Here is a 19,760-nt window from a genome sequence, read left to right as displayed (position 1 = left end):
CGTCGAACCGGCGCCACCGTGACAGCCATACCCAGAGCCCCTGGGCCCTCTGATCTTACGAATGACCAGAGCAACCACCCTTGAAAGGTAGGACCTCCCGTGAAAACCGTGGAACCCGCACACGCCGCGGCCCCTGGGCGGGCGCAGGCCGCCTCGTCCGCACCCTCCGCGAAAGCCTCGCGCCGCCCGCGCGGCAACCGCGACGGGCTGCACGGACTGCTGATGTCCGCGCCGGCCGTCGTCGGACTGATCGCCTTCGTCGGCGTCCCGTTCGGCTATGCCGTGGTGCTCTCCTTCTACAACGTCCGCCTCGGCTCGCCCCTGGAACCCGCCTTCTTCGGCGTGGAGCACTACCGGCGACTGTTCACCGACCCCGACCTGTCCGGCCCGTTCCTGCGGGCGCTGCTGAACAACCTGACCTTCGCCGCGGTCGTCGTACCGCTCCAGACGGGTCTCGCGCTGGCGCTGGCGATCCTGCTCAACCGCAAGCTCAAGGGCATCGGACTGTTCCGGTCCTTCTTCTTCATGCCGGTCGTCTTCCCGATGGCGCTGGTCGCCGTGATCTGGCGGCTGATCCTCGCCCGCAGCGAGCAGGGCATGCTCAACTCAGCCTTGAACGCGGTGAGTTTGGGCAACTGGGGCGCTTTCGACTGGCTCGGCGACGGCCTCACCGCGATGGGCTCGATCGTCGTGCTGTCGGTGTGGCAGGGCGTGGGCTTCCAGATGGTCATCCTGCTGGCCGGCCTCCAGCAGATCCCGGGCGAGCTCTACGAGGCCGCCGCGCTGGACCGGGCCACACGGTGGCAGCGGTTCCGGCACGTCACCCTGCCCGGTATCCGCGGCACCCTGGTGTTCGTCGCGATGCTGACCTCGGTGCTGTCCTTCCGGGTCTTCGACCAGGTGTACATCCTCATCCGGGGCGGCGGACTGGACGAGGACGCCACCCGCACGGTGATGTACCAGGCCGTCACCACCGCCTTCGACCAGAACGACATCGGCCAGGCCTCGGCCGTCACGGTCGTGTTCTTCCTGATCGTCGTAGCCCTGACACTCGTCCAGCGCCGCGTCGTCCGGCCCGACAACGAGGACTGACAGACCCATGGCCCTGACCCGTACACCTGTACGCCGCGTCCTCGACTACACCGTTCTGAGCGTCCTGGCGTTCGTCTTCGCCCTGCCCGCGCTCTATCTCTTCCTCGGCAGTCTCAAGCCGTCCGACGAGGTCCTGAACGGTCTGTCCGGCTTCCTGCCCACCCACCTCTCCTTCGACAACTACGCGGCCGTACTCGACAGTCTCGACTCCGACAGCACCGGGTACTTCTGGCAGTTCATGGGCGTGTCCGTGCTGCTGTCGTTCGTGGTGGTGACGGGCGGACTGCTCGTCAACTCGATGGCCGCTTACGGGCTCACCCGGCTGAAGTGGCGTGGCCGGAACGCGGTGTTCACCCTCGTCCTGCTGCTGATGCTGATCCCCTTCGAGTCGGTGGCGGTGCCGCTGTTCTACATGTTCAACGGTCAGCGCAACACCCTGTTCATCCAGGCGCTGCCGTTCGTCGCCAACGCCTTCGCCGTCTACCAGTTCCACACGTTCTTCCGGAAGATCCCGCCGAGCATCGAGGAGGCGGCCCGGCTGGACGGCGCGGGACCCTGGCGCACCTTCTTCGCGATCGTCGTGCCGATGTCCAGGCCGGTGTTCGCCTCGGTCGCGATCCTCACCTTCCTCATCCAGTGGGGCTCCTTCCTGTGGCCGGTGCTGATGGTGTCCGACCCGTCGGTGCGTCCCCTTCCCCTGGAAATGAGCGTCTTCCAGGGTCAGCAGCCCCCGGACTGGGGCCAGATCCTCGCCTTCGGGGTCCTGCTCGTCCTGCCGGTCCTCGTCGTCTTCGCCTTCTTCCAGCGCTGGTTCGTCCAAGGGGTGGCGAGCTCCGCCGTCAAGGGCTGACCGCACTCGTACGTGGTTCCTCGGCCGGAGCCGGGGCCTGCGGCAGGCGTAGTGCGAAGCACGCTCCGAGGGTCTGGGGAGTGAGGGTGAGGGTCCCTCCGTGGCGGTGGGCCAGGTCGCGGGCGATGGCGAGGCCCAGGCCGGTGCCGCCCTGGTCGCGGGAGCGGGCGTCGTCGAGTCGGACGAAGCGTTCGAAGACGCGCTCGGCGTCCTCGACGGGCACGCCCGGTCCGTCGTCGTGCACCGTGAGGACGACCTGGTCGTCCTGGTTCCGGACGGTGATCTGGATGCGGTGTGCGGCGTGGCGGGCGGCGTTGTCGATGAGGTTGCGCAACAGCCGTTCGAGGTCGTCGGGGTTTCCGCGGGCGTATGCGAGGGCGGTGCCGTCGCAGGTGAGGGTCAACGGCCTTTCGGTGAGGGGGTATTGCTCGGTCAGCCGGGAGGCGAGGGCGGTCAGGTCGACGGATTCCGTACCGTCGGCCGTGGGGGCACGCGTGTCGAGGCGGGCCAGGAGCAGCAGGTCCTCGGCGAGCGCCTGGAGCCGGCGGGTCTGCCGTGCGGCGGTGCCGGCCGCGGCGGGCCAGTCGGTGCGTTCCGGATAGGCGAGCGCGACCTCCAGGCTGGTCAGCAGGGTGGTGAGAGGGCTGCGCAGTTCGTGGGCGGCGTCCGCGACGAAGCGGCGCTGCTGGGCGGCTGCGTTGTCGAGGCGCTGGAGGGTGGTGTTGATGGTGGTGGCCAGGGCGGTGATCTCATGGCCGGTGGCGGGGACGGTGACGCGTTCGCGCGGGTCGTTCGCGGTGACGGAGGCGGTGAGCACGCGTATGGCCTCGACCGGCCGGAGGGCGATGCGGACGGTGAAGTAGGCGACGGCGGCGATCAGTACGAGGCCGACGAGGCCGGCCCGCAGCAACATGGCGTCGGTGCTCTCGGTGATGTCCTTGGCCGCGCTGGGAAGAACCACCACATAGACCCGCACCCTGGCATCGTCGGCGACGCCCAGCGCGGCGGCCGCTTCGCCGCTCAGTTCGCCGGGTTCGATGTCGGCCGTGACGACCTGCTGGATTCCGCCGGCCACGTCGCCCTTGAGTCCGGGGTTGTAGTCACGGTTCACCGGCAGCCGGACGTGGTTGGGTGCCCCTCGTCCGGTCGGAGAGGGCATGACGTGCCGGGTGCCGGGACGGAAGTCGTCCATGCCTCCGCCGTAGGCGACGGCGGTGCGCCGGCCGGTCGCCACGACCTCGTACGGCACGATGCTCGTGCGTGTGGGGACCACCCCCTCCTTCAACTGCTCGACCAGCGACCAGACATGGACCGCGGCCTGCTCGGCGGCGACCTGGGTGTTCTTGCGGTAGACCTCGCGGTGCACCCACCAGCCGATGCCCGTCAGGAGGACCGCGGCGGCCACGGCGGCGGCCAGCGCCGCACGGGCTCGTACCGAACGGGGCCACCAGCGGCGGCGCGGCTCAGAGTCGTTCACGGTCGTCCACCAATCGATAGCCGATGCCCCGTACGGTCTGCAGGGACTTCCGGTGGAACGCGGCGTCCACCTTCTTGCGCAGCGAACTGACGCGTGCCTCGACCAGGTTGGGATCCAGAGCCTCGTCGGGCCACGCGTGATAGAGCAGATCCCCCTTGGTGACCGCCTGGCCCGCCCGGCGAGCGAGCAGTTCCAGCACGGCGAACTCCCTGGGGGTGAGGTCCACCCGGGTCCCGGCCCGGCGGCACACCCGGGCGGCCACGTCCAACGACAGGTCACCGACGGCGAGTACGGGTGGTGCGGCCGTCACGGCCCGTCGGACCAGGGCTCGCAGCCGTGCGACGAGCACCGGGTAGGAGAAGGGCTTGGCCAGGTAGTCGTCGGCCCCCGTGTCCAGTGCCTCCGCCTGGTCCCACTCCCCGTCCTTGGCCGTGAGCACGAGGATGGGAGTCGGGTTGCCCTCCCGGCGCAGCTGGGCGCAGACCTTGTAACCGTTGAGGCCCGGCAGCATCAAGTCCAGTACGAGCAGGGCGTATTCGCCGGTCCGTGCCATCCACAGTCCCTGCCGGCCGTCCTGGGCGAGGTCGACGGTGTAGCCCTCGGCGGTCAGGCCGGTGCGCAGGGTGTGGGCCAGGTCGACCTCGTCCTCGACCACGAGTATCCGCATGCGGTGCAGCCTCGCACAGCGCCGGTCCGCCTTCCTGATCAGCCGGTCAGGTTGGATCAGCGGCCGGTCAAGGAGGTACGGGCACGCTTGCGGGGCTTCCTCGCCCCTGCTGAAAGGCCCTGTCGTCGATGTCCGTTGACGAACGCGTCCCCGCCGTGATCAGGACGGCCCTCTCCCCCGCACCCACCGCCCGCCGGTCGTCACCGGTCGCGGCCCGAAGCGTGGTCGCCCTCGCGCCCCTCCTGCTGACCATCGCTCTCGGGCTCTGGGGCATCCGCAGGAGGAACACCCTGTGGGGAGACGAGTCCGTCACCCATCAGCTCGCGCAGCGCGACCTCTCGCAGATATGGCACACGGTCCAGCATGTCGATCTGGTCCATGCCCTGTACTACGCGCTGATGCATGGGCTCTTCGGTCTCTTCGGCGACGGGCTGCTGACGTTGCGGCTGCCGTCCGTGCTGGCCATGTCCGTGGCGGCGAGCGGAGTCGGGCTGCTGGCGCTCCGCCTGTCGGGGCCCCGTGCCGGGCTGCTGGCCGGGCTGGTGTTCGCCGTCCTGCCCCAGGTGCAGAAGTACGCGCAGGAAGGCCGCTCGTATGCCTTGGTCTGCGCCCTGGTCACCTGGGCCACCTGTGCGCTGGTGGCCGGCGTCACGCATCGCGCCCGGTGGCGGTGGGCGGTCTACGGCCTCACCATGCTGCTGGCCTGTCTGCTGCACGAATTCGCGGTCCTCGCCCTGGTCGCACATGGCGTCACACTGGTCGTCTCCCGTGTGCCACGACCGGTGACGAGGGCGTGGGCCACGGCTGCCGCGGGTGTCGTGGCCGGGCTGTTGCCCCTGGCGGTCCGCAGTGCGGGGCAGTCGGAACAGGTGTCGTGGATCGACGGGCCGGTGCGGCTTCGCTACTTCCTCGTCGTGGCGGTCGTGGGCGTGGTGTGTGCCCGGGCACCCCTGGGGGTCAGGGGGCCTGTACGGCTTTCCGCGGTGGCTCTGCCGATTCTTGTGCTTCCCGGCCTTCTGCTGCTGCTCGCCTCACTGGTCAAGCCCTTGTTCGTGGACCGGTATGTGCTCTACAGCAATATCGGGATCGCCGTGCTGCTGGGCGCCTGGATGGACCACTTCCACGGACTGCGGCGGTCCCGCCGCTACGCGTGGATCGCGGTGGTCGCCGCAGTGGCCGCGCTCGTCCCGCCGAGCCTTTCGCTGAGGACGCCCCAGAGCCGGAGCAATGACGTGACCGCCATCGGCGCCGCCGTGCGCGAGGTGGGCCGTCCCGGCGACGGGCTGCTCCATCTCTCCGGCGGGCACCGGATCCTGACCGCGGGCGACCCCGGGGACACCGGAGTCCTGACGGATCTGGCCCTGGCACAGGACCCGGTGTCGTCGAACACCCTCGCAGGTGTCGAGCTTCCCGCCCAGGACATCGCGGCACGCATGCTGACGTTCGACCGGATCGTCGTGGTCCGTGCGACGGGTGCGCACTCGTTGGCGGATCCGAAGGAGAAGGCGAAGACACGTACCTTGCGGCGCCACTTCCGCGCGTCCGGTACGGCCCACGTCCACGGGGCGCGCGTCACCGTCCACGTGCGGGACCACGTTCACCACGCTCGTTCCGGCGGTCTTGGCCACCAGGGACAGGGGGGGCGCGTTCCGGCCGGTCGGGGTGGCATGGGGGACAGATTGGCCCAACCGGTGAGGACGCCGTCCGGGCGGGTGCCCCCGGGCCGCGGCACCCGCACACCCCTGGGGTCACGCGGAGGGCGCCGGGGCCGGTACGTACTCGAACCAGTCGAAGGCGACCGTGCCCTCGGTGGCGTACATGCCGATCACGCGGCCGGTGAAGCCGCAGGCGACTTCGGTGGAGAGGTAGCGCCCGTCCAGTTCGGCGAGCGGCCGTGCGTCGGGAGCGTCCGGATCGCCGAGCCAGAAGGCGATGGTGTCGGGGCCCGTGGTGCCGCCGTCGGTGAGTTCGGGCGACGCGGGCACGAGGCCGGAGGTCCGGATCGTCACCGTGAGGGGCAGCGGCCCGGGCGGAACCGGCCGGCGGGCCACCGTCTGACGCAGCGGCCCGATCCGGGCGACGACGCGCACCTCCCCGTCGCCGGCCTCCAGTTCGTAGTGGTGGGCCTCGTCCAGGCGCACGCAGAGACCACCGCGTCCCGTGCCCGGGTCGGTCAGGGCGGTGACGCGGCAGTCGTGGTGCTGCTGGCGGCGGCCGACGAAAGTGTACCCGGGGCGGTCGAGGGTGGGGCCGGTGGCGTTGAGGACCAGCCGGCTGGGGCGCTCGGTGAGGGACCAGGAGCCGTCCGTGCGGGCGAACGGCGAGATCCAGTACGGCGCGAGAGCGGGCCCGTCGAAGTCGTCGCGGGCGGGCGGGGCCGGAACGGGATGCCAGGCACCGGCCGGGGCCGCATGCCTCTCGGGGACGGGCGCCACGACCGGCCAGCCGTCCTCGTCCCACTGCACAGGAGTCAGGTACGTCTCGCGGCCGAGCACGTGCACGTCGGGCGTGAAGCCGCGGGGGCGGACCCCGAGCAGCACCATCCACCAGCTGCCGTCGGGAGCCTGGACCAGGTCGGCGTGGCCGGTGTTCTGGATGGAACGGGCGCTGCCGCTGTGGGACAGCAGGGGGTTGGCGGGTGCGCCCTCCCAGGGGCCGCGCGGCGAGCGGCTGCGGGCTACGGACACGGCGTGGCCGCGTTCCGTGCCGCCTTCCGCGATCAGCAGGTACCACCAGTCGCCGATGCGGTAGAGGTGCGGCGCCTCGGGGTACTTGAGGCCGCTGCCGGACCAGGTGGCGAAGGGCCCTTCCAGCACCTTGCCCCCGACCGGGTCGATCCTCGCCATGTTGATGCCGCCTCGAGGACCGGAGAAGGCGCACCAGCAGGTGCCGTCCTCCTCCCAGGCCAGGTCGGGGTCGATCCCGGACAGGTCGATCCACACCGGGTCGCTCCACGGCCCCTCGGGCCGCTCGGCCGTGACGACGAAGTTGCCGCCGCCGTCGACGTTGGTGTTGATGACCCAGTAACGGCCGTCGTGGTGGCGGATCGTGGGGGCGTACAGGCCTCCGGACGCCTTGGCGCCGGGGAGGGGCAGCGGCAGTTGCCCGGGCCGGTCGAGCACGTTGCCGATCTGCTCCCAGTGCACGAGGTCCTTGCTGTGGAAGAGCGGCAGCCCGGGGAAGTACTCGAAGCTGGAGCACACCAGGTAGTAGTCGTCACCGACCCGGCAGACGCTCGGATCGGGGTGGAACCCGCTGATCACAGGGTTGTCGTACACATGCACGGAAACGTCTCCCCCTCGAGCCGCCGGGCGCCGTGCGGGCGATTCTAGGGGACGGGTTTCACCCCGGACACTCCGTAGAGGATGCTCGTCGAGCGGGCGCGGCGCATGCGTACGTCGTCTCCGCGGCGCAGTGACCAGGCGATCAGGTCCCGTGTGCTGGGCACCAGTCCGAAGACGTCCACCGGTACCCCGTGTGCGGCACAGGCGTCCGCCAGCGTCCGGGGAGCGATGAAGAGCCGGTGGTCGTGGGTGCCCTTGGGCGCGGCCCAGGTGACGGGGATGTTCTCGCCGAGGGTGATGACCGCCAGGCGGGCCAGGAGGGTGTCCGCGATGGTGTCGATGATGAGGGTGCCGCCGGGCCTGAGCAGCCGGCAGCACTCGGCGACCACGTCGAGTGGGCGCTCGACGTGCTCGAGACAGTGCCCGGCGACGACGACGTCCGCACAGGCGTCGTCCAGCGGGATGTCGTTGATGTCGGCGATAACGACCTCGTCGACGCCGTGCCGCAGGGCGACTTCGGCGCTCTTGGTGGACACGTCGACCCCGACGTGCCGGTACCCCTTTCCGGCGATGAACGGATGCAGCAGCCCGCCGCCGCAGGCGACGTCGAGGAGCACGGCGTCGGCGCGGGCCGCCGGCGGGATGTGCTCGGCGCGGGCGCGGGCGATCCAGCGCAGGGTCGAGAACGGGCCGCGGCGCTGCCACCACAGCCCCGACCAGGTGTCGTACTCGGGAACCGTGGTGGTCATCGGACCTCCCCCTGCTCGGTGTGGCGGGCGTGCAGGGCCAGCGCCCACAGGGCGTAGGCGTTGGTGAGGGCGTCGTCGACGGCGTAGACGTTGTTCGGGATGATGATCATCCACTCCCGCTCGTCGGTCCAGCCGCCGTCCTCGCGCTGGTGTTTGATCAGGTACGCCACCGCGGCGTCGAGGCGCGCGTCGTCCACCACGCCGGTCGTGTGGGCGGCGATGACGCACCATGCGGTCTGTACGACCATGCTCTCGCCCGTGGCGCGCGGGGCGGCGTCCAGGGACGACGGTATGTCCTCTCCCCAGCCGCCGTCGTCGTTCTGGTGCTGGTAGATCCATTCCATGGCCGCCGCGACGGCGGGGTGGTCGCTGCCCAGTCCCGCTTCCCTCAGGGCGAACAGCACTTGCGCGGTGCCGTACAGCCGTCCGCCCCAGCGGGCCGGCCAGGAGCCGTCGGTGTCCTGCTGGTCGAGCAGCCAGCTCAGCGCCCGCCGCACCTTGGGGTGCCAGCCGTACCCTTCCAGGCACAGCATCTCCACGATGTGCGCGGTCACGCACGGCGAAGGGGGCTCGATGAAGCCGATGCCGGTCAGGGCCCGTTTGCCGATGAGCGACCAGCGGTAGACCCCGTACCCGGACCAGCCGCCCGAGCCGGACTGCCACTCCAGGATCCAGCGGATGCCCTCCGCCACGGCGGTGTCGGTCTCGCGGGACCGCTGCACGCCCACCTGGTGGAAGGCCGCGATGACCATCGCCGTGTCGTCCACGTCCGGGTTGACGGTCGGAATGCCCTCGTAGTCCCAGGCCATGGCCGCCGGATGGGCCGCGTTCGCCGTGGAGTCGCTGCGGTGGGTCATCAGCCAGTCCACCGCGCGGTCCACGGCGGGGTCGGAGCCGGCGCGGCCGCCCGCCGCGGCGAGCGCGCGCAGGGTGATCGCGGTGTCCATCACGGTGCAGGGGAAGATGCGGACGCGACGGGTGCCGTCGCCCAGGATGCAGTAGCGGTCGCAGGCTTCCAGGGCGGCGGCGATCACCGGATGCCGGGTGCCGTAGCCGAGTGACCACAGGGCCAGGACGCAGACCATCGTCTCCGTCCAGCTGCCGCCCCAGCTTCCGTCCTGTTCCTGACGGGTCAGCAGCCAGCGTTCGGCCCGGTGCAGCGCCTTGCGGCGCAGGGGTGGCGGGGACGTGCGGTTGAGGGCGTTGGCGGCCTTGACGAGTACCGTGCCTGCGGTGCGTCCGAGTGGCGTGCGGCGGGCGGTGGCCGTGCGGCGCAACGGGCCGGCGTCGACGGGCAGTTCGCGCACGGGCCGGACGACGCCCAGGATGCCGATGGCGACGACCAGTTCACGCGCCAGGGGCTCGAAGTCGTCCACGGTGCCCGGGAACCACGAGGGCAACAGGATCAGTTCCGGAGGAAGGGGCGGTATCTCGTCCCAGCCCACGACTCCGGTGAGCGCCAGCCAGAAGCGGGTGGGCACGAGTTCGGCCGCCTCGATGCCGCCGTTGTCCCTGACGAAGCGTGCGGCGCGGCCGAGGCGGTCACGGTCCTCGTCGTGTCCGGCGAGCTGGAGCGCGCAGTGCGTCAGTACGGTGCAGGAGAGGTCCGACGGTCCCCCGGTGTAGAGCGGGAACCCTCCGTCGTCGTTCTGCTGGGCGAGGATCCAGGCGCGCTGTTCGGCGATGTGCGCCGGGTCGGGGGTGCCCAGGACGTGCTGCATGAGGATGTCGGCGGACTCCCAGGAGGTGCCGCCCGTGGCGAAGTCGCCGGCCCAGCCGCCCTCCTTGTCCTGCTGGTCGCACACGGCGGTGCGGCCCGCGGCGAGGGCGGCGGACACGGTCGGGGCATGTGCAGCGGAGTTCATGGTGCTTCCCTTCACCGGCGTTGCTCGTCGCGTCGTGCGGGGGCCGTCTCCTCCGCCCGCCTCTTGACCGCGTCCATGGTCGTGGCCACCTTCCGGCCGATCAGGTGCTTCGTCACCGACTGCGGCATCTGCCAGCGCAGGGACAGTTCCTGGCGCAGGGTCAGTTCGGTCCCGCCTCCGTCGCGTGCGCCGACCGTGTACTCGGCGTCGTTCCTGGAGAGGAAGTCGCCCTCCAGCAGGGTCCACCGCATGGTCCGCTCGTCGTGCTCCAGGGCGAGTGTGAGGGCGGACTTCATGCCCATCGAGGTGACGGTGAGCTGCGCCTGGACCGGCAGTCCCCGGCCGTCGCGGCGCAGGAGTCGTACGGCGCTGATGTCGTCCTGCCAGTCCGGGTAGGCGGCGAGGTCCCTGAGCACCGCCAGGACGTGGGCGGGCGGAGCGTCGATGGTGATGTGATAGGTCGCGGCGTCGTCCGTGGATGCGTCCACAGGTGGGAAAGCCTCCCTCGGGTGGGGTCCGTGCGGTGGGGCACGTCGGTCAGGGGCGGAGCGGATCGCCGTTGCCGCCGGCGGTCTCCGGCAGCAGGTGGCCGATCTCCGGCATCAGCCGTCGGGCGACCTCGACGAGGGGGGACACGGCGTCCACGGACGGTTCGAGGCCGCGTACCCCGGTGAGCGCGTCGGTGATGTAGCCGCGGGCGGTCTCGACCGCGCGTTCGCGCACCCGCAGCCGGTCGAGGACCTGGACCGTCTCCTCGTGGAGCTCCGCGGAGTACGGGCGTCGGCGCAGCAGACGGGACAGCTCGGGGCGCTCCTCGCGCAGCGCATGGATCACCGGCAGGGTGAAGACGCCGTTCTCGATGTCCTGGCCGCTGGGTTTGCCGGTGAGGCCCGGCGGCGCCCAGATGTCCAGCACGTCGTCCCAGATCTGGAAGGCCATGCCCAGACTGCGCCCGAAGGAGGCCATGGTCTCCTGGGCCGGCGCGGAGGCCCCCGCGAGGGCCGATCCCACGCGTGCGCACGTGGCCATCAGCGCGGCGGTCTTGCCCGAGACGGCGGAGAAGTAGTCGTCCTCGGTGCGCTCGAGGTTGCCGACGTCGGCCATCTCCAGCATCTGGCCGAGGCAGATCTGCTTGAGCGTGTCACCGGCCACCCGCATCTCGTGTTCGCCCAGCCGGGAGAACAGCGACGTGGCGCAGGCGAGGAGGAGGTCACCGGTCAGCAGTGCCGTGTCGTCCCCGAAGGCGGCGTTGACGGTCGGGTGCCCGCGGCGGGTGGCGGCCCTGTCGCACAGATCGTCATGGCACAGGGTCGCCAGGTGCAGGAGCTCCATGCCCGCTGCCGCGTCGACGACCCGGTCGGACCGGGGCCCGGACCGGGCGGTGTCGAAGACGTAGGCCGAGACCAGTGTGAGCACCGGCCGGAAGAGCCGTCCCGGGCGCTTGACGTAGTGGGCGAGCGGGCCGCCGATCCGGCGCGGGCCGACGGCGGTGGTGTCCTCCATCGACCGCCGGACGCGCCGCAGGTCCGCCTCCAGACGGGCGAAGAGGGGTGGTGCCGCCGCATGCGCCGGGGGCACGAGTTTCTCCATGGTGCCGTCCTCACTCCCCCGCGGCACGGGCCGCCGGGGGTCCGATGGTCGGATGTCGTCCGGCCGACGGGCGCCCGGTCACCAGGCGACGGGCAGTGCCACGGGGCCGCGGAACAGCAGGTTGCTCTTCCACTCCACGTCGCCGGGGTCGACGGCGAGCCGCAGCCGCGGGAGTCTGTCGAGCAGCAGGCCGAGCGCCACCTGGAGTTCCATGCGCGCGAGGGAGGCGCCCACGCAGTGGTGGGCTCCGTGGCCGAAGGCCAGGTGGTGGTCGACCGGGCGCGTGATGTCGAGACGGTCCGGGTCGTCGAAAACCCGGGGGTCCCGGTTGGCCGCGTTGGTCGACGTGAGGACCGGCTGTCCCTCGCGCACGGTGCCGTCGCCGAGGTCCACGTCGGCCGAGGCGTACCGCGGGAACGCGGCGGACACGCTCAGCGGGGTGAACCTCAGCAGTTCCTCGACGGCGTTGGGCAGCAGGTCGGGGCGCTTCCTCAGCAGCGCCAGCTGGTCGGGACGGGTGAGCAGCAGGTGGACGAAGTTGGCGATCTGGTTGGCGGTGGTCTCGTAGCCGGCGACGAGCAGCAGCATGCACAGGAAGATCAGCTCCTCCTCGGACAGCCGCTCCCCTTCGTCCCGCGCCAGCACCAGTTCGCCGATGAGGTCGTCGGTGGGCTCGGCGCGCCGCCGCACCACCAGATCGCCCATGTACGACATCAGCTTGGCGATGTTCTCCATCCGCACCTCGGCGCCGTCGCCGGAGAGCATCCGGTTCATTTCGACGATCCACTGGTGGAATTCGAGGCGGTCCTCGTACGGCACGCCGAGCAGATTGCAGATGACGCCGATCGGCAGGGGAACGGAGAAGGCCTCGACCAGATCCGCGGGTGAACCGGATTCCATCATGTCGTCGATGAGTCGGCCGGCGAGCCGTGCGGCCTCCGGCCTCTGTCGTTCGGCGCGCCGTGCGGTGAATGCCGCGGAAATGAGCCGGCGAATCCGTGTGTGTTCGGGCGGGTCCATTTCCATCAGACCCATCGGAATGACGTCGGGAGTGACCCGAGGCTGGTCGTGTCCGGGAGGAATGGCCCGGCGGAAACGGGGGTCCCCGAGGACCGTCCTGACGTCTTCGTACCGGGTGACCAGGACGGCCGGCTCACCGTACGGCATGCGCACCGGGCACACGGGTTCGTCGGTCTGGAGCACCCGGTACAGATCATGCAGGTCGAGTCCGCCGCAAGGGCCGAACGGATAGCGCTTTTCCTTCGTCCGCTCCGAGTGCCATTCCTCTGGGCTCACGCCTCACCCCCGCCGATGGGAAACAACTTCTCAGCACTAGCAGGACGATCGCGGCCGGACACTAGCAGACGGTCCACGGCGGTGATAAGGACACTCGTGTCCCCACCGGACAACCGTGTCTCTGGACACGCGGACGCCGGGAAATTTTTAATCGGCAATGGCCTGGGAAACATGCCTCCGTGAAGCCGCCGGGCCAGCGCGATATTTCGACGAATCGCTCACCACCGAAATCGCCATCACACTGGAGAATTCTGGATGACGGAGTCCCGGGCGGAACGGTCGCCCCTCGCGCCTGCCGCGAAATCCGCGGCATCACGTCCGACCGGTCCGGCCCGTGCCTGGATCTCCGCACTCGGTCTCCAGATGACGCTGGTGGTGCTGCTCCAGGCCGCCTACGCACTCGCCGTCGCCCGGCAGCTCGGTCCCCTCTCACCGGGACGTGCGCTGCTGACGATGGCGCTGTTCATACCGGAGAGCATCGGCCGCCGGCTGATCAACGACTACGACGACTACCGGCGCGGTGTCGACCGTGTGGAGGACGCCCGTCCCGGCAGCGCCCTGGCCCTCGGGCTGCCGATGCGTCAGGTGCGCGTGGTGGGGCTGGTCAGCTTCTCGGTCGCCGTCGCGGCCATGACCTACCTGCTGTACACGACGAGTCCTCTGTCGGTGCTGATCCTGCCGCTCGCGTTCGTGACGCTCTTGTACTCGGGGGGCCCGTCGCCGCTCGGCCACCGGGCGCTCGGCGAGGTGATCGACTTCCTGCTCACGGGCTTCCTCGTGGTGGCCGCGGTGATATGGGTGAACGTCCATCGCCTCACCCCGGGCGCCGTGCTGACGGCAGTGGCGGCGGGGTTCCTGTTCACCGCGACGATGTTCCACAACGACCTGCGCGACAGCGCCGACGACCTGCGGGCGGGCAAACGCACGCTCGCCCACGCCCTCTCCCCGCGGGCGGCGAAGGCCTGGTACACGGTCTTCGTCGTCGCGCCGTATCCCTGCGTGCTGTACGCCGCCTACGAGTTCGAGTCCGTCCGCTACGCCGCACCGCTGCTCACGCTGCCCTACGCGGTCTACGTCGTCACCGCCGTGGTGCGCTCGCGCCTGGGCGCCACGATGCCGTCGTGGTTCCACCTGCCCCGGCTGCTCGCCTCCTTCTTCGCCCTTCTCGCGCTGGCCGCGTGGATCTGACGAACGCGCGCTGCTTCATCGCCCCGTCAAGGTAGAGGTGGTCACCGCATGCCCGTCCTGTGCCGTCCAGTGACACATTTCCCGGAACACGAGATCACCCTCGAGGACACCCTCGGGGCGGCACGTCGGCTGCATCCGGACCATCCGCGTCTGGAGACGGCGTTGCGCCTCATCGAGCACACGGGGGTGCGAACGCGCCGCCTGCTCCAGCCCCTGGAGCGGACGCTGTGCCACCCGGGCGTCGCCGCCCGCACCGAGCTCTACCGCGAAGCGGTCCGCCGGTTCCTGCCCGGCCTCGTCACGGAGGCGCTCACGGAGGCGGAGCTGTCCCGGGAGCAGATCGACGCGGTGGTGTTCGTGTCCTGCACCGGCTTCACCATGCCGTCCCCCATCGTCTGGATGATCAACGAGCTGGGGTTCCCGACGCACATCGATCAGCTGCCCGTCGCCCAGCTCGGCTGCGCTGCGGGCAGCGGCGCGATCAGCGGCGCGGCCCGGTACTGCCGGGCGCACCCGGACCGCAACGCGCTGATCGTCGCCTTCGAACTGTGCTCGCTCTGCTACCAGCCCACCGACACCGGCGTCGGCTCGCTGCTGTCGGCGGGCCTGTTCGGCGACGGCTTCGCCGCGGCCGTCGTGAAGGGCACCGGGGACCGCGGTATCAGCATCGAGCGGTCGGCCGCCGAGACCGTCTCGCACACCTCGGACTGGATCTCGTACGACGTCAGGGACACCGGTTTCCACTTCCGGCTGGACAGCAGGGTGCGGCACACCATGCGCGCCGTCACCCCGGCGATCACCAAGCTCGTCGAAGAGGCGTCCTGGACCACCGGCGAGCTGGACTTCGTGATCGCGCACGCGGGCGGTCCCCGCATCCTCGACGACCTGACCCGCTTCCTCGACATCGATCCCGCGCTGCACCGGTTCAGCCGGGCCGCCCTCACCGAGCACGGGAACACAGCGAGCGTCCTGGTCTTCGACTCCCTGGCGCGCTTCTTCTCCGAGGGCACGGCCACGCCCGGGGCCCGGGGGGTCATCGCCGGCTTCGGCCCGGGAATCAGCGCCGACTTCTCGCTGGGGGTCGTCCTGTGAGCCGCCGGAGGGAAGCAGCCGCGGTGCCGTCGGAAGGAGACCGGATGCCCGTGGTCCTGATCACCGGGTGCTCCTCCGGCATCGGGCGTGCCGTCGCCCTGAGCGCCGTGGGCCGGGGATTCACGACCATCGCGACGTCGCGGAACACCGAGTCGCTGCACGACCTCGAGGCGGCGGGTTGCGTGGTCCGCCGGCTCGACGTCACCGACGACGCGGCGCGCCGGCAGATCGTGGCGGAGTCGGTCGAGTCCTTCGGGGCGATCGACGTCCTCGTCAACAACGCGGGCTACGGCGAGCTCGGGCCGTGCGAGGAGGTGCCGCTCGACCGGTGGGACCGCCAGTTCCGCACCAACGTCTTCGGGCCGGTGGGACTCATGCAGTTGGTACTCCCCGGGATGCGTGCCCGTGGCTCCGGCCGGATCGTCAACGTCAGTTCCATGGCCGGGGAGCTGGTGCTGCCCGCCGGGGCCGCGTACCACGGGAGCAAGTACGCGCTGGAGGCGGCCACCGAGGCGCTCAGGCTCGAGGTGCGCCGGTTCGGCATCGGGGTCTGCCTGGTGCAGCCGGGCGCCGTGAACTCCCGGTGGGGCGAGAACGTGCCGGCGCTGAAGCAGTACGCGTCCGGCGCCTACGGCGACCTGATGAGCGAGATGGAGCAGCAGATCGCCCGGCGGCTGCCGCGGGGTGTGTCCCCGCAGCGCGCCGCGGCCGTGGTCATGCGCGCCGTCACGGCACGGCGTCCGCGGGCCCGCTACCGGGTGGGGCGGGACGCGCACGTGCTGCTGCCCCTGCGCCGGCTGCTGCCCTCGGCCGTGTGGGCCCAGTGCGTGCACACCCAGTTCCCGTCGCTGCGGCGTTCCGTCGTCCCGACGCCCGGTCACACGACGCACGGGGCGGGGGGAGGGCGATGACGGCATCCGTGAACGCCGACCCGGCCGCTGCGGGTGCGGGTCCGGCGGCACTGCTGGCCGCCGCGGGGGTTCCGCTCACCGCGGCCGGTCTCGCCGCTGCCTTCCACGGGCCGTCGTCGGCACACTGGCGCAGGCTCGCCCTCACCCACGGAACGCTGGGCCTGGGCGCGCTCGTCGTCCAACCGTCGGTCCGGCCCGGCAGGTTGACGCGGCACGACGCCCTGGCCGCCGCCGGGCTGGCGGCGGGGATCCTCCTCGCGGGCTCGTTCGCGGACGCGCGGGCCCGCGGCTCCGTGGAACGCGTCGCCGACGACGCGGCGGCTCTGCGCGACCTCTCCAAGGTGATCGGACCGGCCCGTATGTGCGCGTACCTGGCGCTGGTCGTGGCGCCGGGCGAGGAGCTGTTCTGGCGGGGTCTGCTCCAGGACCGGCTCACCCGGCGCTACGGCACCGGGCGCGCGGCCGTGCTGACCAGCGCGCTGTACACGACCGCTCATGTGGCCACGGGCAACACCGCGGTGACCGGTGCGGCGATGGGCATGGGCAGCGCCCTGTCGTTCATGCGGGCGAGAGGGGCGGGCGTCGGGCGTCTCGCCCTCGCCCACGCCCTGTGGGTCGTGCCGACGCTGCTGCGCGAGCGGGCACGAGGTCCCGCGGGGAGCGCCGGGAGCGGGGCGGTGACCGGCGCGAAACCGGAGGACGCCGACGGTGAAGGGGAAAGGGACATGGCAGCTTTCCGGCACAGCACGGCCACGGGGCGCGAGGTGTCCCGGTGGAGCAGATGGGTGCAGCGCGTGAACAACGTCGCCCATGTCGCGCTCTACGAGCGGACGAACGGGCGCCTGGGCAAACGGATGCTCGGGAATCAGGTGGGAATCCTGACCACCCTCAGACCGCAGGGCGGCGATCCCTATTCCGTGCCGCTGTTCACCTTCCCCGACGGTGAGGACGTCGTGGTCGTCGCCTCCTACCGGGGGTCGGTCCACCATCCGAGGTGGTACCGCAACCTGCTGGCCAATCCCGACGCGGTCCTGCGGGTCGGCGGGCGGGTGCGGCCGGTGCGTGCGACGGTGCTGGAGGGGGACGAGCGGGCCGAGTGGTGGCAGCGCATCGTGGGGCGTTTCCAGGGCTACGCCGAGTACCAGCGCCGTACGAGCCGGGAGCTCCCACTGGTGCGCCTCACGCCGCGGCCGGACGCCGAGTGACATGGCCGCCTTCGACGCGACCTCGGTCCACGCCGGGCAGGCGGTGTACACCCGCTCGTTCCTGCGTGCCTACAACGCCTTCGTCTACGGCTTCAACTCTCCGCTCGCCTGGCGCTGTCCGAAGGACCGGCTCGTCGGCCTCTACGACCGCCACGTCTCGGCACGGCACCTGGACGTCGGAGTGGGCACCGGGCTGCTGCTCGACCTGTGCCGCTTTCCGTCCCCGGACCCGTCCCTCACGCTGATGGACCTCAACTCCAACTCGCTGGCCGCCGCGGCGAGCCGTCTGCGCCGCTACGCACCGCGCACGCACCTGGCCGATGTGCTGCGGCCGTGGCAACTGCCGTGCGACGGTGTGGACTCGGTGGGCATGGTCCACCTCCTGCACTGTCTGCCGGGAACCTTGGCCGACAAGGCGGTGGTCTTCGAGCATGCCCGCGCGGTGCTGAGACCGGGCGGCACGCTGTTCGGCGCCACCATTCCGGGACAGGGGGTCGGTCACAACTGGCTGGCGAGACCGCAGCTGGCGGCGGCCAACCGGCGCGGCATCATGTGCAACCGGCAGGACCGGCTGGAGGACCTCGATGCGGCTCTGGACCGTGCCTTCGACTCCCATGAGGTGACCGTCGTGGGCTCGGTGGCCCTCTTCTGGGCACGCGTCGGCCCCGGCGTGCGGGGTCCCGGCATGCGGTGAACGCAAAGCAGTGGGAGCGGAATTCGTATTCTCAATTGAGGCCGGCAAAAGCAAAGGATCAGCGACGGAAGCAGTCGGCAATACGAACCGTTGACCCCACTCCGCACCGCATGATAGGAACAGGTGTTCCATTTTCCCATCCGGTACGCCAGTTGTCGATCGTTGCTATTGCGCGCCGCGCCACTCGGCAAGATCAGAAATGGACGAGCTGCGGGAGGGCCTGTGTTCGGGCTGAGGAAAAGGGACTTGACTCGCGAATCACCCGTGTCCGCCGACCGGCCCAGGCTTCCTTATCCCGACGGCTGGTTCGCGGTGGCATTCAGTGACGAAGTGCGCCCCGGACGGGTGGTGCGGCGTCGCTTCATGGGTGAGGACATCGTCGTTTACCGCACCCGGCAGGGCATGGTCCGCGTCGTGAATCCCTATTGCCCCCATCTCGGCGCGCATTTGGGCTTCGGCGGCCGGGTGGAAGGAGAGGATCTGGTCTGCCCGTTCCACCACTTCGCCTTCGCTCCCGACGGCAGATGCGTGCGGACCGGGTACGGCACCCGGCCGCCCAAGGCCTCCCTGACCCAGCTGACGGCCCGGGAGGTCAACGGGGTGGTCATGGTCTGGAGCCATGCCCGCGGCGAGGCCCCGTCCTGGGACGTGCCCGTCGTCCCGGCGCAGGATTTCCCCCCGCCGGCCAGACACTCCACGATCCTTGTCGACCACCCGCAGGAGGTGGTCGAGAACTCCGTCGACATCGGCCACTTCGGGCCCGTCCACGGTACGTCCGGTGCCCAGGTCACCAAGCCGCTGGAGCTGAACGGTCCGAGGCTGACCCTCGGCACGACCGTCCACCGCATGACGCCCCTGCTGGGCCGGTTCGACGTGGATTTCGACGTGGAGGCCAACGGCCTCGGCCATATCCACGTCGTCGCCCGTATGCCGCGGATGGGCCTGTCGGCCCTGGTGCAGATCATGCCCACGCCCCTGGATCCCTGCCGCATCGAGACCCGGTTCACCGTGAGCGCGCGCCTGGGTACGGCCGGCGGCCGGGCCGGCAGGTACTCGTCGTGGCTCGCCACGCAGTTCTTCGCGCTCCCCTCGTGGCAGGGCGCCGCCCAGGACGCCCCGATCTGGCAGAACAAGACCTACCTGAGGCATCCCCGGCTCGCCCAGGGCGACGGCCCGATCATGCGATTCCGGCACTGGGCGGAACAGTTCTACCCGGATGAATTCCGGGAAAGCGGCGAAGCCGCGGTCGTCAGCGATCCCCTGCCCATCGAGAAAGGCCCGCACAGCTCCGCGTGAGGGCCCGCACGGACACCGCGCGACGGACGCGGAAACACTCCGCGGTGTGATTCCCGACGGCACCAGAGGAAAGGGACCCGACTCGGTGACGAGCCTGCACGGACACCAGGACGAACGCCAGCACTTCGAGGACGCCTACGAAGCCGCACGGATCCTTTCGGGCAAGTGGGTGCCCGCCGTGCTGGTCCAACTCGCCGGAGGCCCGAGATATCACAACGACCTCGCCCGGGCCGCCGGCCTGATGGAGAACAAGCCGCTGGACCGGGCACTGCACCGCCTCGTGCACATGCGACTCGTCGACCGCACGGTGCACAACCTCGGCGGCTCCGCGCCGCGGGTGCGCTACCGGCTCACGCCGCGTGGGCATTCCGTGCTGCCGATCATCGACGAGCTGGCGGGGTGGTGGCAGGCGGCGAACGCCGCGGAGAACTGACCGTCGCCGGCGGCCTCGTGGGAGGCCAGGCCGCGCGGGCCGGACCAGGCCCGGTGCGCGCGCTTCCCCAA

At 70.7% G+C, this 19,760-nt stretch carries 17 protein-coding genes and 1 pseudogene; 10 read left to right on the top strand and 8 right to left on the bottom strand.

What is annotated here, in order from left to right:
• Window positions 1-99: 99 nt before the first annotated feature.
• Together ACZ44S_RS36400 and ACZ44S_RS36395 are read left to right on the top strand one after the other, a co-directional pair.
• Window positions 100-1,092: a carbohydrate ABC transporter permease gene (locus ACZ44S_RS36400; protein WP_466937178.1), complete on the top strand. Its 993-nt coding sequence runs from the start codon at window positions 100-102 to the stop codon at window positions 1,090-1,092.
• A 7-nt stretch (window positions 1,093-1,099) separates the two neighbouring features.
• Window positions 1,100-1,942 (top strand): carbohydrate ABC transporter permease, encoded by an 843-nt coding sequence (locus tag ACZ44S_RS36395; RefSeq protein WP_466937176.1) that lies wholly within the window; start codon window positions 1,100-1,102, stop codon window positions 1,940-1,942.
• On the opposite strand, the gene ACZ44S_RS36390 is transcribed toward ACZ44S_RS36395, so the two are convergent.
• Entirely contained in the window at window positions 1,932-3,419 is a 1,488-nt protein-coding gene (locus ACZ44S_RS36390) for a sensor histidine kinase (RefSeq protein WP_466937174.1), read from the bottom strand. The genes ACZ44S_RS36395 and ACZ44S_RS36390 overlap by 11 nt on opposite strands.
• Entirely contained in the window at window positions 3,406-4,086 is a 681-nt protein-coding gene (locus ACZ44S_RS36385; protein WP_466937172.1) for a response regulator transcription factor, read from the bottom strand. Before ACZ44S_RS36385 ends, ACZ44S_RS36390 begins: the two co-directional genes overlap by 14 nt.
• A 128-nt stretch (window positions 4,087-4,214) precedes the next feature.
• Between ACZ44S_RS36385 and ACZ44S_RS36380 the strand changes: the two are divergent.
• Window positions 4,215-5,702, top strand: a pseudogene (locus ACZ44S_RS36380) (glycosyltransferase family 39 protein); the annotation flags it as partial.
• 132 nt (window positions 5,703-5,834) lie between these two features.
• On the opposite strand, the gene ACZ44S_RS36375 reads toward ACZ44S_RS36380, so the two are convergent.
• The 6 genes from ACZ44S_RS36375 to ACZ44S_RS36350 all read right to left on the bottom strand — a co-directional run bounded on the left by ACZ44S_RS36375 (window position 5,835) and on the right by ACZ44S_RS36350 (window position 12,870).
• Window positions 5,835-7,370, bottom strand: a complete 1,536-nt coding sequence (locus tag ACZ44S_RS36375; RefSeq protein ID WP_466937170.1) for a glycoside hydrolase family 43 protein — start codon at window positions 7,368-7,370, stop codon at window positions 5,835-5,837.
• Window positions 7,371-7,414: 44 nt separating this feature from the next.
• Complete coding sequence (locus tag ACZ44S_RS36370; protein WP_466937168.1) at window positions 7,415-8,119, bottom strand: methyltransferase domain-containing protein; 705 nt, start codon at window positions 8,117-8,119, stop codon at window positions 7,415-7,417.
• The gene (locus ACZ44S_RS36365) at window positions 8,116-9,984 is read right to left on the bottom strand and encodes a prenyltransferase/squalene oxidase repeat-containing protein (RefSeq protein WP_466937166.1); all 1,869 of its coding nucleotides are present in this window, start codon (window positions 9,982-9,984) and stop codon (window positions 8,116-8,118) included. The genes ACZ44S_RS36370 and ACZ44S_RS36365 overlap by 4 nt, the downstream gene beginning before the upstream one ends.
• Before the next feature lie 11 nt (window positions 9,985-9,995).
• Window positions 9,996-10,472 carry an SRPBCC family protein gene (locus tag ACZ44S_RS36360; protein ID WP_190162291.1) on the bottom strand — a complete coding sequence of 159 codons (477 nt, stop codon included), beginning with the start codon at window positions 10,470-10,472 and terminating at the stop codon, window positions 9,996-9,998.
• Window positions 10,473-10,521: 49 nt separating this feature from the next.
• A complete protein-coding gene (locus tag ACZ44S_RS36355) occupies window positions 10,522-11,574 on the bottom strand; it encodes a polyprenyl synthetase family protein (protein ID WP_466937164.1) in 1,053 nt (350 codons plus the stop codon).
• A 78-nt stretch (window positions 11,575-11,652) separates the two neighbouring features.
• Window positions 11,653-12,870 (bottom strand): cytochrome P450, encoded by a 1,218-nt coding sequence (locus ACZ44S_RS36350; protein WP_466937162.1) that lies wholly within the window; start codon window positions 12,868-12,870, stop codon window positions 11,653-11,655.
• Window positions 12,871-13,125: 255 nt separating this feature from the next.
• Between ACZ44S_RS36350 and ACZ44S_RS36345 the strand changes: the two genes are divergently transcribed.
• The 7 genes from ACZ44S_RS36345 (at window position 13,126) to ACZ44S_RS36315 (ending at window position 19,689) form a co-directional block, all read left to right on the top strand.
• Window positions 13,126-14,058, top strand: coding sequence for a UbiA family prenyltransferase (locus tag ACZ44S_RS36345; RefSeq protein WP_466937160.1), 933 nt, complete (start codon window positions 13,126-13,128; stop codon window positions 14,056-14,058).
• Window positions 14,059-14,127: 69 nt separating this feature from the next.
• A complete protein-coding gene (locus ACZ44S_RS36340; RefSeq protein ID WP_466937158.1) occupies window positions 14,128-15,150 on the top strand; it encodes a type III polyketide synthase in 1,023 nt (340 codons plus the stop codon).
• A gap of 44 nt (window positions 15,151-15,194) precedes the next feature.
• Window positions 15,195-16,061 carry an SDR family oxidoreductase gene (locus ACZ44S_RS36335; RefSeq protein WP_466937156.1) on the top strand — a complete coding sequence of 289 codons (867 nt, stop codon included), beginning with the start codon at window positions 15,195-15,197 and terminating at the stop codon, window positions 16,059-16,061.
• Window positions 16,058-17,266, top strand: coding sequence for a nitroreductase/quinone reductase family protein (locus ACZ44S_RS36330; protein WP_466937154.1), 1,209 nt, complete (start codon window positions 16,058-16,060; stop codon window positions 17,264-17,266). Before ACZ44S_RS36335 ends, ACZ44S_RS36330 begins: the two co-directional genes overlap by 4 nt.
• Before the next feature lies 1 nt (window position 17,267).
• Window positions 17,268-17,960, top strand: a complete 693-nt coding sequence (locus ACZ44S_RS36325) for a class I SAM-dependent methyltransferase (protein WP_466937152.1) — start codon at window positions 17,268-17,270, stop codon at window positions 17,958-17,960.
• 246 nt (window positions 17,961-18,206) lie between these two features.
• Window positions 18,207-19,256 (top strand): Rieske 2Fe-2S domain-containing protein, encoded by a 1,050-nt coding sequence (locus ACZ44S_RS36320; RefSeq protein ID WP_466937150.1) that lies wholly within the window; start codon window positions 18,207-18,209, stop codon window positions 19,254-19,256.
• 85 nt (window positions 19,257-19,341) lie between these two features.
• On the top strand, window positions 19,342-19,689 hold the full coding sequence (locus ACZ44S_RS36315) for a winged helix-turn-helix transcriptional regulator (RefSeq protein ID WP_190162283.1): 348 nt from the start codon (window positions 19,342-19,344) through the stop codon (window positions 19,687-19,689).
• Window positions 19,690-19,760 lie beyond the last annotated feature (71 nt).

The organism is Streptomyces malachitofuscus (assembly GCF_055571035.1).
The sequence above is the reverse complement of the archived record's forward strand: the minus strand, read 5'-3'. Positions and strand labels throughout refer to the sequence as shown.